This is a genomic window from Pseudomonas sp. GW821-FHT07B01 (assembly GCF_059419065.1).
Genome location: NZ_JBWKRA010000022.1, coordinates 43,409 through 60,570, shown reverse-complemented (window position 1 = coordinate 60,570; position 17,162 = coordinate 43,409). Strand labels below are relative to the sequence as shown.

Annotated in this window: 10 protein-coding genes; 6 read left to right on the top strand and 4 right to left on the bottom strand. The window is 60.5% G+C overall.

Annotated features, from left to right (window positions below):
- Positions 1-20: 20 nt before the first annotated feature.
- A complete protein-coding gene (locus tag AC07S6_RS21520) occupies positions 21-1,751 on the bottom strand; it encodes a hypothetical protein (RefSeq protein ID WP_495112995.1) in 1,731 nt (576 codons plus the stop codon).
- A gap of 24 nt (positions 1,752-1,775) precedes the next feature.
- On the bottom strand, positions 1,776-5,144 hold the full coding sequence (locus AC07S6_RS21515; protein ID WP_495112994.1) for a calcium-binding protein: 3,369 nt from the start codon (positions 5,142-5,144) through the stop codon (positions 1,776-1,778).
- A 161-nt stretch (positions 5,145-5,305) separates the two neighbouring features.
- Between AC07S6_RS21515 and pdxR the strand changes: the two genes are divergently transcribed.
- A complete protein-coding gene (pdxR, locus tag AC07S6_RS21510) occupies positions 5,306-6,739 on the top strand; it encodes a MocR-like pyridoxine biosynthesis transcription factor PdxR (protein WP_495112993.1) in 1,434 nt (477 codons plus the stop codon).
- An 84-nt stretch (positions 6,740-6,823) separates the two neighbouring features.
- On the top strand, positions 6,824-7,225 hold the full coding sequence (locus AC07S6_RS21505; RefSeq protein ID WP_019820196.1) for a cupin domain-containing protein: 402 nt from the start codon (positions 6,824-6,826) through the stop codon (positions 7,223-7,225).
- A gap of 127 nt (positions 7,226-7,352) precedes the next feature.
- On the opposite strand, the gene AC07S6_RS21500 is transcribed toward AC07S6_RS21505, so the two are convergent.
- The gene (locus AC07S6_RS21500; protein WP_019820197.1) at positions 7,353-7,982 is read right to left on the bottom strand and encodes a DNA-3-methyladenine glycosylase I; all 630 of its coding nucleotides are present in this window, start codon (positions 7,980-7,982) and stop codon (positions 7,353-7,355) included.
- Between the two features lie 215 nt (positions 7,983-8,197).
- Between AC07S6_RS21500 and AC07S6_RS21495 the strand changes: the two genes are divergently transcribed.
- From AC07S6_RS21495 to AC07S6_RS21485, 3 genes are all read left to right on the top strand, one after another.
- Positions 8,198-9,523 (top strand): C4-dicarboxylate transporter DctA, encoded by a 1,326-nt coding sequence (locus AC07S6_RS21495; protein ID WP_495113022.1) that lies wholly within the window; start codon positions 8,198-8,200, stop codon positions 9,521-9,523.
- Between the two features lie 158 nt (positions 9,524-9,681).
- Positions 9,682-10,383 carry a FadR/GntR family transcriptional regulator gene (locus AC07S6_RS21490; RefSeq protein ID WP_014718317.1) on the top strand — a complete coding sequence of 234 codons (702 nt, stop codon included), beginning with the start codon at positions 9,682-9,684 and terminating at the stop codon, positions 10,381-10,383.
- Positions 10,384-10,399: 16 nt separating this feature from the next.
- Positions 10,400-11,086, top strand: a complete 687-nt coding sequence (locus tag AC07S6_RS21485; protein ID WP_054897964.1) for a GntR family transcriptional regulator — start codon at positions 10,400-10,402, stop codon at positions 11,084-11,086.
- A 183-nt stretch (positions 11,087-11,269) separates the two neighbouring features.
- Here the strand turns inward: AC07S6_RS21485 and AC07S6_RS21480 are convergent, their stop codons facing one another.
- Entirely contained in the window at positions 11,270-16,138 is a 4,869-nt protein-coding gene (locus tag AC07S6_RS21480; RefSeq protein ID WP_495112992.1) for an NAD-glutamate dehydrogenase, read from the bottom strand.
- Between the two features lie 482 nt (positions 16,139-16,620).
- On the opposite strand from AC07S6_RS21480, the gene AC07S6_RS21475 reads away from it, so the two are divergent.
- Complete coding sequence (locus tag AC07S6_RS21475) at positions 16,621-16,974, top strand: hypothetical protein (RefSeq protein ID WP_166406207.1); 354 nt, start codon at positions 16,621-16,623, stop codon at positions 16,972-16,974.
- The last annotated feature ends 188 nt before the right edge of the window (positions 16,975-17,162 follow it).

The following is a 17,162-nucleotide window of genomic DNA, read 5'->3' as shown; positions in this document are numbered from 1 at the left end:
TGAGCCGTCTGCCATCAGACTCAGACTCGCACGCCGCTCATATCGATCTTGAATAGCACCAGTTTGCCGTCTGGCAGGGTCGCGCCAATCACCTTGAACAGCCGCTGACGGTCCAGCGCATCCGCTACCTGTTGCCTGGCCCCTGGATCACTGCGGTCCAACTTCTTCAACACGCGTCTAACCCAGCCATCCTCCATCTGGAAATGCTCATAGACCCTCTGCATGCTGACATTGCGCGGTTTGGCATGCTTGACCTCAAGCACGTAGACATCGCCCGCGGGCCCTTTGAACACCAGATCGAAACCGTTTTGACCGCCACCGTAGGTTCCACCAGGGATGATTTGATAGCCATCATTGACCAGTAGTGCGCGGTACATCTTCTCATTGGCAAGCCCACGGCCCTTTGCATCCTGAATACTCAGCGTCCTCCATTGATCAAACAACGCTATTTCATCCGCGCGCCTTTGCCGATGGGGATAATGAAACTGGTCGTTGGCGGCCACTGCGTCGACATTGAACGAGCCCTCACGGCGTACCGCAACGGTGGCCATGCCTTGAAACGGATCAAACTGCACAATGCCCATGGGTAGGGCGAGGCCGTCGGCCTTGGCCTGTATCCCCTGTAACAGCCGAGCATAGGGATAACCGTGGGTCCAGATATGCGTATCAATCTTGCGATCTTGCAGGTGCGCGGGTGCATTGCGGATAGCCGGGTTATCGAATGCAATCATCTGCCGCGCATACTGGCGCATGTAGCAGTACGTTTGCCTGTCCTGCGTCGACATCACGCCCTGGCTCATATCACTGGTAACAGTGGTGTAGCCCAGAACCTTGCGGGCCGCGCGAATGATGGCGCCGATGCTGCCAAAGCGCATCTCGGGCACCCACGAAGCACGGCTGCCACCGGTATCCAGGTAAACACCCGGCGCATGGCTGTGTGCATTGGGAATCATCTGGTATTTATTTCTCGTGCTATCAAGATCGACGCGAACCACTACGCCCCCCACCTCCAGATAGCTGGCGATTGAGTCACCAGAGATCTGAATGATGCCGTCTTCGGTGATGGCCCCGCTTTGCTGCCACACCCCACGCGCGTCAGGTACGTAAAGTTTGTTATCGCCCGCTTTGAAGGACGCCAACGAGAACCGGGCATCGCCGTAGTAGCTCTGCCCGGCCATGACGTACTGTCTTTTCCCCTGGATAGCCGGCCCCGTCGTTGCGCCCCCACCTCGTGCATCGTAAAGCTGCAGATCCAACCGTGGATCCCGCGGCACGGGGGCGGCCATCGGCATCGACACCGGTGCACTGGCATGAGCCGCCGTCGTCACGCCGGTCCAGGTCCAAGTGCTCCCCACTCTGCTGACAGCAGATGGGCTGGCCCCCAGTTGATGAGCCAAACGCGGGTGATAAGTGCCGCTGGCCGGGTGATAGTCCACTTGCACTGTCTGCCCGGTATCCAGATCAATGTAACTGCGGCCGGCAGCCTGACGAATACCCTCGGCATTTGCGGGCCCAAGCGCATCGCCCGTTACCCACACTGCCTGCGGCGGCAGCGGCCCAGGCAGATCCAGCGCACTTATGTGCGCGACCCCAAGCGCGTCGCCGTGCCCGGTGCTCTGCACGCCTCGATTCACAGGTTGAAGGGAAGGAACCAGACGGCCATAGTCCCTGACCATGACGGTGTCGGCACCCAAGCCGATACGTGAGGGTGATACATGCCCGGTCCTGGGTGATTGAGGTTTTTGCTGCATAAAAAATCCCTTTTCAATGATCTATCAAACTGAATCGGCACCGATAAACCGCAGTTGCGCAGACGTCACAGTGCGCTGGGGATCAGCGTCCGCTCCCCAGCAATCGCGACCTGCATCGTAATGAATGCCTGACACCGTACCGTCCTCCAGCTCAAGGCCGACGATACGTAACTGACGCACCATCACGGTCGTCCACTGGCGAGAACGGCGCAGCGCACCCAGTACCTCATCGATGCTCGAATAACGGCAAGCATCCAGTTGCACGAGGCAGATCGCGCCCAGGTCCTGGCGGATGTCGTACTGCTCGCCCTGCAGGGTGTGTACGCTGACCTGTTCCAGCGGTATCGAAGGGTCTGTCACGGGAGGCAGCAACACTGTCACGCTGCCAATGGTCAACGTTTCGTTGATCAGGGCGATATGCGCCCGCTCAATCAACTCGCCAAGACCGGCGGTATTGATCCGCCAGAACGACGCGTCCGCCGTTTTGGCCAACGCCCCCGGCGTGGACAGGGCAATCGTTGAACCTGTGCTGGGCACGACCTCGTAGGTCGATGAGCGCCCCATCAGCGCATAAGGCCTCTGGTAATGGGGCGGTGCAGGAATAACGACTTTCTGTTGCACCGATTGCAACCAGATGCCCTTGGCGCTGTGCGGTCGAAAAAAACCGTGCACGCCGGGCTTTTCTATCAAGGCAGAGCTGCCGTCGAAGGTCTTGAACCCGGGCGAGGCACGGTCTTGGATATAGGATTGCTGGGCCGCCTGCACGCGGTATGAGACGCCGTCGTTCATGACCAGCACGAATCGGCAGTCCAGCGTCAAGGCCACCGCGATGATGTTTGAGGTCACGTTGGTGCGCGCCGAAGAACGATCGCTGGCATAGTGGGCGAGGACCAATTGGCTGCCGTCGATGAACCTGATGGTTAATTTCACGTCGCTGTAGGTCAGCGAATCGAAATGCCCCGTCCTGCGCAAGGTCACACGGTAATGGGCCAAGGCCTGGAGAATCTCCCGCGACGAATAGTCCACGTACAGCACGCATGCAGTGGTATCGCCCTTGAGGCGAACATCGAGCACCTTTGCACCTGGCCCGCGTTCGACGAACCCACGCGTAGAACGCCCATGGGGCACCACGAACGTGCCAGCGCCCAACACCTTGTCCAGGCTGACGTCCTGGCCGCCCGCTCTCACGGCAACGGTGACGTTAGTGTCCTCGCTGCCCATCAATACCGGTTCAAGGATCGGCTCAAGCGTATAGCCGTCCTCCGTGAGAAACAGCAGGTTGTGCTTGTTCAAGCGGCGCAGCTCATCACTGGACGTATAGAGCCGCTCAAGCTTGATGACTTGCTCCGGCAGTTCGCCGTCCACGCCCCTCCACGCCACGATGACCAGCGCACAGCCCTGGATACGCCAACTGCTGATAGACGCCAACGGCCAGCGCATCTCAATCACAGAGCCCTCGGCCCAGTCCTGCTCATGCAATGTCACCGCGCCAGGGTTGCTGGCAATCACATAACGGTCCTTGCCCGCGCCACCGTCCACCCAGGCGCCAGCGCCCAGCACAATCACTGTATCGTTGCCCTCTGCGGCTTCGATCCGATCGTTGTGACCGGCGGCGACCAGGGTATTGGCCTGTGCTGAACCCTTGACGTGGCTGGCTAGCCCGGTTGGGGTGTAGATATTTTCTATCGAGTCCAGGCTGATCGAAGGACAAGGCGGCGACTTGTCGATATCCTTGCGCCGCACCACAGTGCCCGCCTGCAGGTCGATGGCATAACCTGCCGTCCCGTCGTCATAGATTGTCGAGTTGGCCAGGTAAAGCGTATCGCAGCCCTCCTCGCCACGCAGCTCGCTGGCCGGGCTATTCGCATCGGTTTCGTCCAGTATGGCCGTCGGCATGTCATACCTGAACAGGTCGTTCCTGGCGCCCCCGGTGAGCTGCTTGTGGCCTTCACCGAAGCGGAAAATGTTCGGGTTGCCAGTCGAACCTTTGACCTTGTCATTACCTCCCCCCAATTGCCAGAGCACAGCCGCATCCACGGCAGTACTGTCAAACACCGCACCCGGCAGACGGTCAACCGGGGTATTGGACGCATCGACTTCATCATTTTGGTCAATCACCGTGGGCTCTGTGGTGTCGATGTACGGATCTTCACCCTCGGCCTCGTTCCAGCGGCGCTTCCAATGGCGGACTGGCCTCAACCGCACCTCAAACCCGCCATTGACCACCGCCTGCACGGTGCCTTTGAGCGCGCCTTTAAGCCAGGCATCGGCCTGCTCCTTCAGTTGCTGCGCATACTGTTGTTCCATCCTGGCCACGACGTACCGATCGCGTATGGCCCTCTCCTGCTCCTTGCCTTGAAAGGCCAGCCAGCCCGCGTGCAGGCGCTCGAAGATACTCAGTTCGATGTAATCATCAATGTCATCCACCTGACGAACCGCAGCATAGAGTTGCGTGCCAAAGATCAGTACGGCAGCGGCGGCAATGCCCAGCGGGCCGGCCACGCTGAACCCGGCCAACGCTGCGACACTCAGGGCCACAGCCACGCTGGCGCTCACAATACTGAAGCCGGCATTGACGTAATGGTCCATGGCTTCCTTGCCGGTACTCTTCGCTGCCTTGGCGAACGACTCCTTGGCATTGAGATAATCAAAGGGCAACGTCAGCACCAACGCAAACAGGCTGGCCCCCCGTCGCAGGGCCTGGCCGAGGCAACTGGTGCTGAAACCTGCAAATACCTTGCGACCGTTTTCCAGCAGCCGTCTGCCGAGTTTTTCCAGCGCCAGCTCCAGTGCAGCCCCTGTGAGGTTGGCCAATAACTCAGCGCCGGTGACTACCGACCTATTGATGTCGCCGGTTTTGATCGCCTCGGCCAAGGCGCTGATTGCGCTGTAGTACCCGTAAGCTGCAAGCCCCGCGCCCATGACCGCCAGGCTTCGGCTTTTCTTCGGCTCGACCCAGCGAGGCATTCCCTCCAACTGCGCCGCTTGGTTGAGATTGGTTTTCTGTACTGAACGCAACAGGTTATCGAGCTTGCCGACTGCACCAGGATGTTCGTCTCCCGGCTTCGCCAACAGCAGAGGTGGTGCCTGTAGCGAACGCAATGCCGCGAACTCGAATAACAGCGCGGCACTGTTGTCACTGACCGAGTCATTCCTGCGCAGACACCGATGCAGTCTGGATGCCGAGAATCGGATCGCATCAAGCAGCGTCTGGTCTGCTTCGCGTACTGCCAGGTGATGGGCCTTTACCGGTTTTCCCGCCATGTAGGCCCCCATGGCGGCAAGGTCTCTACGCTGGACAGTCAGCTCGCCCACAACCAATGGCCCCAGGCTCTGATCCAGGGCAAGCAATGCTGCTTGCCTTTTTTTCGCAGGTGTTTCGATTGTCGCCATGCGTCCGCCTCCCTATGCCACGACGTAAACAGGGATAGTGGCGGCCAACAGGACCCAGGCAACGGTAGATGCTTATGCGTACCGGCAATTGACGCACAGATAGTTTGAGCCCATAGCGCAAGCGAGTAATCTTGGCGCGGAGTGAAGCCTTGGGATGAAACATGGAACTGCACGTGGTAATCAATGGCCGCAAGGACCTGGCCGAACAGCTCTACCAGCAGTTGCGCGAAGCCATCGCCACCGGGCGGCTGTCGGCAGGCGCACAGCTGCCCCCTAGCCGACTGCTCGCCGAACAACTGGGCATCTCGCGCAAGACCGTGTCGGACACCTACGCCACCTTGACCTACGAGGGCCTGCTGATTGGCAAGATCGGCCGCGGTACTTTCGTCAATGCCTGGGCGCCACAGCCCGACCGCGTGCAAACCGCCACCGACCTGGCGTGTGCCGCCAACCTGGGCAAATGGGCGGCACTGCCCTCACCCATGGGCCACCCCGCCCGCGAGGAGATCCTGCGCTACGAATTTATCGGTGGCGCGACGACACGCCACCAATTCCCCCAGGATGAATGGCGGCGTTGCACCCAGGATGCGTTGCGTCGCATCGCCCAGAACAGTGGTTTTTACAGCCAGCCAGAAGGCGTGCCCGCCCTGCGCGATGCCATCGCCGGGCATATCGCGTTTTCCCGTGGGGTCAAATGCGGCGCCCGCGATATCGTAGTCACCAACGGCGCACAGCAGGCGCTGGACCTGCTTGCCCGCGTGGTGCTTGAACCCGGCAGCCTGGTCGCGATGGAAGACCCCGGCTACAGCCCCGCACGCCAATTGTTCGTCGCGATGGGCGCCCGCGTCGCCAGTGTTGCCGTCGACGAACAGGGCCTGCAGGTCGACCAGATCCCGGATGGCACGCGCCTGATCTATGTGACGCCGTCCCACCAATTCCCCCTCGGCATGCCCATGAGCCAGGCGCGGCGCGAAGCCCTGCTGGACCGCGCCATCGCGCTCGGCGCGATCATCATCGAAGACGATTACGACAGCGAATTCCGCTACGAAGGCCGCCCCACCGACTCCCTGCAAAGCATGGATACCCGCGGCGTGGTCACCTACGTCGGCACCTTTTCCAAAACCCTGTCGCCGGAGTTACGCCTGGGCTATGCGGTGCTGCCGCCGGCCATTTATGGTGCGGTGCTCAAGGCCAAGCAATTGACCGACCAGCACAGCGCTACCTTGCCGCAGTGGGCACTGGCCAAGTTCATCAGCGAAGGCTACCTGCTCAAGCATATTCGCCGCTGTCACGGGGTCTACGCGGGGCGTCGCGAACGCATCCTGCAGCGTCTGGCGGGCGATCTGTCGCCGTGGTTCGAGGCAGTACCGACGGTGGCGGGCTTTCACCTGGCGGCCCTGTGCAAGGTGCCGGTGAATATTCCATTGCTGATGGAACGGGCGCGTCAGGTCGAGGTGGGTTTATATCCCTTGGACGTGTTTTTTCACGACCTTCCGGTACGCTCGGGGCTGATTCTGGGGTTCGGCGCCATCGAGACTCTGGATATCGACCCGGCGCTGGACAAGGTCCACGATATTCTGCTGCAGATTGGCTAGGCAGTTTTCCGCCGCATTGGTCATTGGTGGCAAGCCCCCGGCGGCGTAGGGTGAAGCGGTCTTTCACCCGATGGAACCCTCATCATGAAACGCTTGTTCGCTGCCACACTGATGCTCGCCTCCCTCAGTGCATTTGCCCACGACCCGGTCTACAACAAGGAAACGCTCAAGGTGCTGCAAGAGCACGCCTTGACCAACGTGCCGGGCAAGAAAACCATCATGCTCACCGTGGACTACGCCCCCGGCCAGGCCACCGTGCCCCACAGCCACACCGGCACCGCCGTGGCTTATGTGCTCGAAGGCGAGATCACCTCGCGGGTCAATGATGAAAAGGCGATCACCTACAAAGCCGGGCAATCGTTCTACGAACCGGCCGGCTCGCGGCATTTTGAGTCAAGCAATGCCAGCCAGACCCAACCGGCCAAGCTGCTGGTGGTGATGGTGCTGGATGACAAGGCTGAGGTACTTACCCCACTTCCCAAGTAATCAGCAACACCACAAAACCCATGTGGGAGCTGGCTTGCCTGCGATAGCGGTGGACCAGCCAGCTCATCTTTTACTGGCCCACCGTTATCGCAGGCAAGCCAGCTCCCACAGTTTTAACCGTATCTGGTCAGGGACGTTTGAACAGGTTGCGCTGGTGTTCAATGCGCGGGCGGCACTCGCAACCCTCCAAGTGATCATTGACCATCCCCATCGCCTGCATCAACGCATACATCGTGGTCGGGCCGACGAAGGTCCAGCCGCGTTTCTTCAGGGCCTTGGATAAGCGCACCGAAGCCGCTGAGGTCGGATTGGCCGTCCAGTAAGCCATGTCCACCACTGCCGGCCGCTCTTGCGCGCCGGGTTCGAACGCCCACAGCCAGCGCGCCAGCGAACCGGTCTCCTCCACCAGCTCACAGGCCCGGCGTGCGTTGTTGATGGCCGAGATGATTTTCGCCCGATTGCGCACGATGCCCGGCTCGCTCATCAACCGCTCGATGTCCGTCTCGCCGTACTGCGCCACCCGGCGAAAATCAAAACCCTCGAACGCCTGTCGAAAGTTTTCGCGCTTGCGCAGGATGGTGATCCACGCCATCCCCGCCTGAAAGCCCTCCAGGCAGATCTTCTCGTACAACGCGATGTCATCCGCCACCGGCACACCCCACTCGTGGTCGTGGTAATGCAGGTAAGCAGGCGCTGCAGTGCGCCAGGCGCAATACATGCGCCCTGCTTCGTCGGTTGTCAGCCCTGATTGATCCATCCATCACCTCGTATGCCCAAGGCGATGATACGCAAAAAAAATTAATCCCCGCCAACCGCTCAAGCATCGTACTTGCCGACCAACTGGTCAGACCGGGACCTGCCAACCGCCAAATATTTACTTGTGATTTGAAAAAAACCGAGCGTAGACTGGCCCCGCACTGGACTTACCGGTAAGACCACAACAATTAAGCCCTGGAACCACCAGGGCACCGAATAGAGATCCCTCCCATGCTCAGATGGTGCTCGCGTTCGATTTTCCTGCAAGTCGTGATTGGCCTGATGCTCGGCATCGCCTGCGGCCTGGCCCTCCCCGAATTCTCCTCGCAACTCAAACCCTTGGGTGACGGCTTTATCAAGCTGATCAAAATGCTGATCGGCCTGATCGTGTTCTGCGTAGTGGTCAGCGGTATTTCCGGCGCGGGCGACTTGAAGAAGGTCGGACGCATCGGTCTCAAGTCGGTGATCTATTTTGAGATGCTGACCACCGTCGCCCTGGTGCTCGGCCTGATCATGGCCTTCAGCACCGGCATCGGCAGCGGCGCCAATATTCACCTGGAGCAACTCTCTTCCGCCGGTTTGAATGAACTGGCGGACAAGGGCCAGCACATCCGCGGCACCAGCCAGTTTCTGATGGAGTTGATCCCCAACTCGGTAGTCGGCGCCTTTGCCGATAATAACGTGCTGCAAGTGCTGTTGTTTTCGGTGTTGTTCGGCAGCGCGCTGAACCTGGTGGGCGAAGCGGCCAGCGGGATTTCGCGACTGATCAACGAATTGAGCCATGTGATCTTCCGCATCATGGGCATGATCGTGCGCCTGGCGCCGATTGGCGTATTCGGTGCTATCGCCTTCACCACCAGCAGCTATGGCCTGGACTCACTGCAACACCTGGGCAGCCTGGTGGGGCTTTTCTACCTGACCTGCTTTGCCTTCGTGGCGGTGATCCTCGGGCTGGTGATGCGCCTGTCGGGCCTGCGCATGTTGCCGCTGCTCAAGTACCTGCGCGAAGAACTGCTGATCGTGATGGGCACCGCCTCGTCCGACGCTGTGCTACCGCAGATCATGCGCAAGCTGGAACATTTGGGCATTGGCAGCTCCACCGTGGGTCTGGTAATCCCCACCGGATACTCGTTCAACCTCGACGGTTTCTCGATCTACCTGACCCTGGCTATCGTGTTTATCGCCAACGCCACCGGCACACCGCTGTCGATGACCGACTTGCTGACCATCCTCCTGGTATCGTTGATCACCTCCAAGGGCGCCCATGGCATTCCAGGCTCGGCATTGGTGATTCTGGCGGCAACGCTCACAGCGATTCCGGCGATTCCGGTGGTCGGCCTGGTGTTGGTGCTGGCGGTGGACTGGTTCATGGGCATCGGCCGTGCGCTGACCAACCTGATCGGCAACTGCGTCGCTACTGTGGCGATTGCGCGCTGGGAAAAAGACATTGATATACAGCGCGCCAACAGGGTGCTCGACGGCCAGCAAGGCTATGCCTTCCAGGCCAAGAAGCCGGTACTGCCGGCGCATCAGGAGTTCTAGGACAACACCCATCCAATGTGGGAGCTGGCTTGCCTGCGATAGCGGTGGGTCAGCGTCAACTGTAGTGCCTGACACTCAGTCATCGCAGGCAAGCCAGCTCCCACTTTGGACCTTCGCCAGACTGAATACTGTATGAGCAACATCAAGGAGCCATCGACGTGATCAGCACTTCAACCGTCGTCAATTCAGTGGTAGAAAAACTGCGCGCCGCCTTGGCGCGAGGCCAGTGGCGGCGCGGTGAAATGCTGCCCGGTCAACGCGAACTGGCCGAACAACTGGGTATCAGCCGCCCGAGCCTGCGCGAAGCGGTAATCGTGCTGGAGACCCTCGGCCTGGTGCGCTCCATGCCCGGCAAAGGCGTGGTCGTGCTGGAAACCAGCGTCAGCGAGCCGCAATCGAGCGACGCCGTGGCCGATGCCAGCCTCGAGGACATCCTGCAACTGCGCTACACCCTCGAACCCTTCATCGTCGGCCTGGTGGCGCAGTCGATCAGCAGCAAGGAAATCGGCCAACTGCGCCTGACCCTGATGGACATGCGCGAAGCCCTGGATGCCGGCGATGCCGAAGCCGGCATGAACGCCTATATCGACTTCCATGAAGAATTGTTCGCCCTGACCTCCAACCCGATCTTCCAGAACGTGGTGCAGCAAACCAGCACCGCGCTCAAACAAAGCGCCCAGGTATTGCGCAACTCCCCTGAACACCTGGCCGAACGCTTGCAAGAGAACGAAGCCGTGGTACGCGCCATCCGCAACAAGAACAGCGCCCTGGCCAGTGCCGAAATGCGTCGGCACATCCTGCAGGAAGGCCTGCGCATGGGCATTCGCTTGAATATCCCGGACGACCATCTGGGCAGTTGATTTTCGGAGACCGGCCATGAACGCTCACGCCCTGCAACGCGACTCCACCCTCACGTCCCTACGCTGGACGCCCGAAAAAAAGCCCTCGGTGGACGATATCTACCCACGCTTGTTCGACGCCATCCTTGAGCAACGCATTGCGCCCGCCAGCCGCTTCACCGAAGAAGGCCTGGGCGAACTCTTTGGCGTGAGCCGCAGCGTGATTCGCCGGGTGCTCGCCAAGCTGTCCCATCAGCAAGTGGTCATCTTGCGCCCCAACCAACGCGCCCAGGTCGCCGCGCCGGATGCCCAGCACACACGGCAGATTCTGGAAGCACGGCGCCTCACCGAAATGACCGTGGTGCAACTGGCCTGCGCCCAGGCCACAGCGATGCAAATTCGCCAACTGCGCGAGCTGATTGCACAGGAGCGCAACGCCATTGAGTGTGACCAGCGGGGGCCGGCGATCCGGTTTTCGGGAGAGTTTCATCTGCAACTGGCGCACATGGCAGGCAATGCGCCGTTGGCACAGTTTCTCAACAGCCTGGTGCCGTTGACGTCGTTGATCATTGCGCAATTTGAAACAAAGGCCTGCACCTATTGCGCATGGCAGGAGCATGTGGCGATTGTGGATGCCGTGGAACAGCGCGACGCTCACACGGCTGTCGCCCTGATGACCCAGCACCTGGATCACCTGGAAACCCGACTACTCAAACACCACTGACTCCAAGTGAGTAAAGTTAAAACTGTGGGAGCTGGCTTGCCTGCGATAGCGGTGTACCAGTGACCAAATTATTAACTGACCCGCCGCTATCGCAGGCAAGCCAGCTCCCACATTGATCGCATTCCAGATCAAACAAAAAGCCCCCGCATCTCACGATGCGGGGGCCTTTGGTTTAGCGAGGCATCAAGCCGGTTGCAACACCGACTGGCCACTCAACGCCAGGTCCAGCAACTCACGGTTGGCCACCGCGTACATGGCGTAGTCCGTGCCCACTGCGGCACGAATTTCCACCATCATGGCGCGCCAGCGATCCGCCATGTCCTGATGCTGCTCAAGCCACAGGGCCACGCGGGCTTCCATGTCTTGTGGCGCATCGGCCATTTGCAGGACCGAAATGGTGATCGCCCGTTGCTGCCAGTCCACGTCATCGCGGAAGGCTTCGCGGGCCTGGGCCTGCCAGTTGTTGGCAACCGGCAGATCACTGATCTGCTGCAGGTACCACGGCAGGTCCAGGGCGCTGCCAACGGCGAAGTAGGCCTTGGCCACTTCGGCGGCGTCATGCCCGGTCACGTCGGCGGCTTCGATGATCGGCAGCAAGGTGTACAGGTGGGTAGTGCCTGCCACCATGCGCGCCAACAACTCTGGTACGCCGGCCTGGGTGTAGGCCTGGTAGCGGTTCTGCCAGCCTTCGCGGGTCGGGCCTTCCAGCAGTTCGTCGAGCTTGAGGCCCAGCGCGGCCAGGTGCGGACCGAAGTGCGCGGTGTCGCGCCCGGCGTCTTGCTCGTTGCGACGGCTGCGCAGGAACCAGCGCGTAGCACGACGGCCCAGGCGCATCAGTTCATCCATGAGCTCCAGTTGCACGTCAGCGGAAACCTGGTGGTCCAGGGCTTCGATCTGACGGAACCAGTGCGGGAGATGGAAGATGTCCCGCACGATCACATAAGCGCCCGCCACGTTCGCTGGGCTCATGCCGGTCGACTCTTTGAGTCGCTGCACGAAGGTGATGCCCATGTGGTTGACCAGGTCGTTGGCGATCTGGGTGCTGACGATCTCGCGCTTCAGACGATGGCGACGCATGGCTTCGCCGAACTTGGCCACCAGGCTCGGTGGGAACGCGGTCTCCATGTCACGGGTCAGGTACTCGTCATCCGGTACCAGCGACTTGAGCAACGCTTCCTTGAGGTCGATCTTGCTGTACGAGATCAGTACCGACAGTTCCGGACGGGTCAGCCCCTTGCCAGCGGAAGCGCGCTCGGTGAGCTGCTCTTCGGTCGGCAGGTACTCGATGGCACGGTCCAGCTTGCCACGGCCTTCCAGGTCGCTCATCAGGCGCTTGTACTCGGCAGCACGCTCGTAAGCCTTGCGCGCAGCCAGGGACAGGGCCTGGGTCTGCTTGTAGTTGTTGCCCAACACCAGGTTGCCAACTTCGTCGGTCATGCTCGCCAGCAGCTGGTTGCGCTGCTTGTCGGTCATGTCACCGGCCTGCACCACTTCGTTGAGCAGGATCTTGATGTTCACTTCGTGGTCGGAGCAATCCACGCCACCGGCGTTGTCGATGAAGTCGGTGTTGGAACCGCCGCCATTGAGGCCGAATTCCACACGGCCCAGTTGGGTCATGCCCAGGTTGCCGCCCTCGCCCACTACCTTGCAGCGCAGCTCGTTGCCGTTGACGCGCAGTGCGTCGTTGGCCTTGTCGCCCACATCGGCATGGCTCTCGGTGCTGGCCTTGACGTAGGTACCGATACCGCCGTTCCACAACAGGTCCACCGGCGCCTTGAGCAAGGCGTTGAGCAGTTCGGTCGGGGTCAGCTTGTCGGCCTGGATGTCGAAGCGCTCTTTCATCTGTGGCGAGATGGCAATGCTTTTCGCGCTGCGCGAGAAGATACCGCCACCTTCGGACATGATGCTGGTGTCGTAGTCGGTCCAGGCCGAACGCGGCAGTTCGAACAAACGCTTGCGCTCGACGAAGCTGGTGGCCGGGTTCGGGTTCGGGTCGACGAAGATATGCAGGTGGTTGAAGGCTGCGACCAGTTGCAGTTTGTCCGACATCAACAAGCCGTTACCGAACACGTCACCGGCCATATCGCCGACGCCTACCACAGTGATGCTGTCTTCCTGCACGTTGATGCCGCGCTCACGGAAGTGACGCTGTACACCTACCCACGCTCCCTTGGCGGTGATGCCCATTTTCTTGTGGTCGTAACCAGCCGAACCACCGGAGGCGAACGCATCGCCCAGCCAGAAGCCATAGTCAATGGCAATGCCGTTGGCGATGTCGGAGAAGGTTGCAGTGCCCTTGTCCGCCGCTACCACCAGGTACGGGTCATCGTCGTCATGACGCACGACGTTGGCCGGCGGCACCAGGGCGCCGTCTTTCAGGTTGTCGGTGATGTCCAACAGGCCGGAGATGAAGATGCGGTAGCAGGCGATGCCTTCGGCCGCGATCTCGTCCCGGCTGCCGCCCAATGGCAGGCGACGCGGCAGGAAGCCGCCCTTGGCGCCCACCGGCACGATTACCGAGTTCTTCACTTGCTGGGCTTTTACCAGGCCAAGCACTTCGGTGCGGAAGTCTTCTTCACGGTCAGACCAGCGCAGGCCGCCACGAGCGACGTTGCCGAAGCGCAGGTGCACGCCCTCGACCCGTGGCGAGTACACGAAGATTTCAAACTTCGGCACTGGCTTGGGCAGCTCGGGGATGGCACGCGGGTCGAACTTGAAGCTGAAGTACGACTTGTTCTGGCCGTTGGCATCGGTCTGGTAGAAGTTGGTGCGCAGGGTGGCCTTGATCAGGTCCAGGTAGCGACGCAGGATGCGGTCTTCGTTGAGCACCTGAACGTCGTCCAGGGCGCTGAGGATCGCTTGCTCCAGGCGTTGCTGCTTGTCTTCCAGGTCGTCGGCAGTGAGCTTGCGCGCCAGGTAGAAGCGGGTCTTGAACAACCGGGTCAACTCGCGGGCGATGTCGGTGTGGTTGTTCAGGGTGCTGGCGATGTAACCCAGGTCGAAGCCCAGGCGAATCTGCTTCAGGTAACGGGCATAGGCACGCAGCAGCGCCACGTCGCGCCATGGCAGGCCGGCGGTGAGGACCAGGCGGTTGAACGCATCGTTCTCGGCATCGCCATGCACGATGTGCACGAACGCATCCTGCAGGGTGTCGTTGAGCTGCTGGATATCCAGGTTCACGCCTTCGGCGGCGATGAACGCAAAGTCATGAATCCAGAACTCACGGCCATTGGCATGGCGCAGGCGATACGGAAACTCGCCCAGCACGCGCAGGCCGAGGTTTTCCAGGATCGGCAGTACGTCGGACAGCGCCAGCGGGGTGTCAGCGTGGTAGAGCTTGCAATGCAGCTCACGCTGACCGGAGACCTGGCCCAGCGGCTGATAGAAGCTCATCACCAGCGGGTTGGCTTCGGTCAGGCTGTTGAGGTGCTGCATGTCGACCACAGCCGAATGCGCAGCGAAACGCTCGCGGTAGCCGGCCGGGAAGCCCTTAGGGAAATCCGCCAGCACGTTGGTGCCCTGGGCTTCGCCGAAGCTTTCCACGACCAGACTGGCGTAGTCGTCCTGCCAGCTGCGGCAGGCCTGCACCACTTCTTTTTCCAGTTGCAGCGGGTCGATGTCCAGGCGGTTCTTCGGGTCAACTCGCAGAATCAGTTGCACACGGGCAAGGACGGACTCGGAGAAGAAGGTCCAGAACTCGCAGTCCGAGGCCTTCAGACGGTCCATCAGCACTTGCTGGATCTTCTGGCGCACTTCGGTGGAGTAGATGTCGCGTGGCACGTACGCCAGGCAGTAGCAGAAACGACCGTAGGGGTCTTTGCGCAGGAACACGCGGATCTTGTTGCGCTCCTGGATCTGCACGATCGACATCACGGTGCTGAACAGCTCGTCGACTGGAGTCTGGAACAGGTCGTCACGGGGCAATACTTCCACCACCTGGGCAAGCTCTTTACCCAGGTGCGCCTTGGCCTGGAAGCCCGAACGACGTTCGATTTCCGCGACCTTGCGGCGGATGTAAGGGATCACCCGCACGCTTTCGCCGTACACCGAGGAGGTGTACAGGCCCATGAAACGGTGTTCCTTGATGACCTTGCCGTCGGCGCTGATCTCACGGATCGACACGTAGTCCGGGTAGGCCGGACGGTGCACGCGGCTTGGGTGGGCGGCCTTGGCGAACGACAGTACGGTCGGCTCGCGCAGGTAGGCCACCGCGTAGTCCTCGATGCGCAGGTCTTCGGCGGTGAGGCCGGCGCGCAGCAGCTTGGTCAGACCGAGGAAGGAGCTGGCGTCATATTCGATATGACCGCCGTCCGCCTCGTCACGTACCACAAACTCTTCGTAGCCCAGGAAGGTGAAGTGGTTGCCCACCAGCCATTCGAGGAAGTTCTTGATCTCGGCTTTTTCTTCGCCGTCGATGGCGAACGCGCTGGCGTCGATACCGGCCAGCAGGTCCTGGACCTTGGCTTTCATCGGTTCGAAATCGGCCACGGCCACGCGTACTTCGCCCAGCACCTGCTCAAGCTCTTTGCTCAGCACGTTCAGTTCGGCGGCATTGGCGCAGCGGTCGATCTCCAGGTACATCAGCGACTCTTGCAGGATGCCGTCGCCCTGGGTGCCCTTGGGCAGGATTTCCAGCAGCTCGCCCTTGCTGCCACGACGCACGCTGAGCACGGTGGTTTGCAAGGTATGGATGCTGTAGCCACGGCGGTTCAGTTCGGTGCGTACCGAATCGACCAGAAACGGCAGGTCATGGTGCAGCACTTCGACCGCAGTGTGGGTCGATTGCCAGCCATGACGTTCGTAATCGGGGTTGTAGACCCGCACTTGCGGTTGGGTGTGATCAAAGCGCTCAAGCAGGCGCCAGGCAGACAGGGTACAACCGGCCAGGTCGGAAAGGCGACGCTGGGTCAGTTCGTCCAGGGAAATGATGCCGAAGAATTGTTCAGCGAACAGCGCCACTTGTGGCAGTGCCTGTTCACTGAGGTGCTGCGCCAGTGCCGCTTGCAGTTGATGCTGGAAGTCGGCCTTGCTGGCTGCGGTGAAGAACGCCATCTGTGGTACTCCGCTTGGGCTTGTTATTGATGAAAGCGTCGCGTGTTATCCCCTTGCGGGGAGACCGTCAGCTCTGTTCGCTGGTGTGCTGACAAGCACCATAAACGAATCAGGGTGACAGGTGGGTGAAGCTGGACAGGACAGTCAGGTCACATACAACTTCCATACGGCATGCCGTTGGCCAGATGACGATACGACGGGCAGGTCAGGCGCCTGGCACAGGGCACATCCGTTGCGCAGCTTAACGAGTGTAGGAAGAACGCTGCTTGCGACGCTGCGACATATTCGGTCATCGGTAAGCAGGGTACCGGTTGCAACTTGGGCAACCCCGGATTTTCGGTAGAAAATCTTGCTACTTTGCACACCATCAGTACCAGAAATGACTGATCCGGCCCGTCAGGTCATGCCTGACTTCCGACACAGGATGAAGCACAAAATTCGCCGCAGTGGCACAATTGCCCTCCCCTATACAGGATTGCCCCATGCTGCAGCTGAAAACCGACGCCCTGATGGCCACCCCGTGCGACGACGAAGAAGACAACATGGCCATGCTTTGCTGTCACGGCAAGAACGGCGAAATGTTCATGCTCACCCGTTACCCGGATGAAGACGAAGTGGAGCTGACCTGGGACTACGAACCTTCGACCCTCGATGGGCTGAAAGTGACGTTGGGCGACACCACCTTATTGATCGAACTGGCGGCCGGCGATGCCGATGCCCTGGGCGGCAAGGACCAGTTGGAGATCACCCACAGCACCGCTGCGGCAGACATGGCCGAAGTGCAGCAAACCCTGCAGAACATCCTCACAGGCACCGGCACTTTCATTCGGATCTGAATGCACCGAAGACCCCATGTGGGAGCTGGCTTGCCTGCGATGCAGGCGGTGGGGTCTTTCAGCCAGACCGAGTTGAGGCCATCGCAGGCAAGCCAGCTCCCACAGTGACCGTGCTTTACCTGCCCAGACGCTTGCTATCCCATGGGTTTTGCTAAAAATACCCATCAAGCCGTTAGTCGCCGCACCCC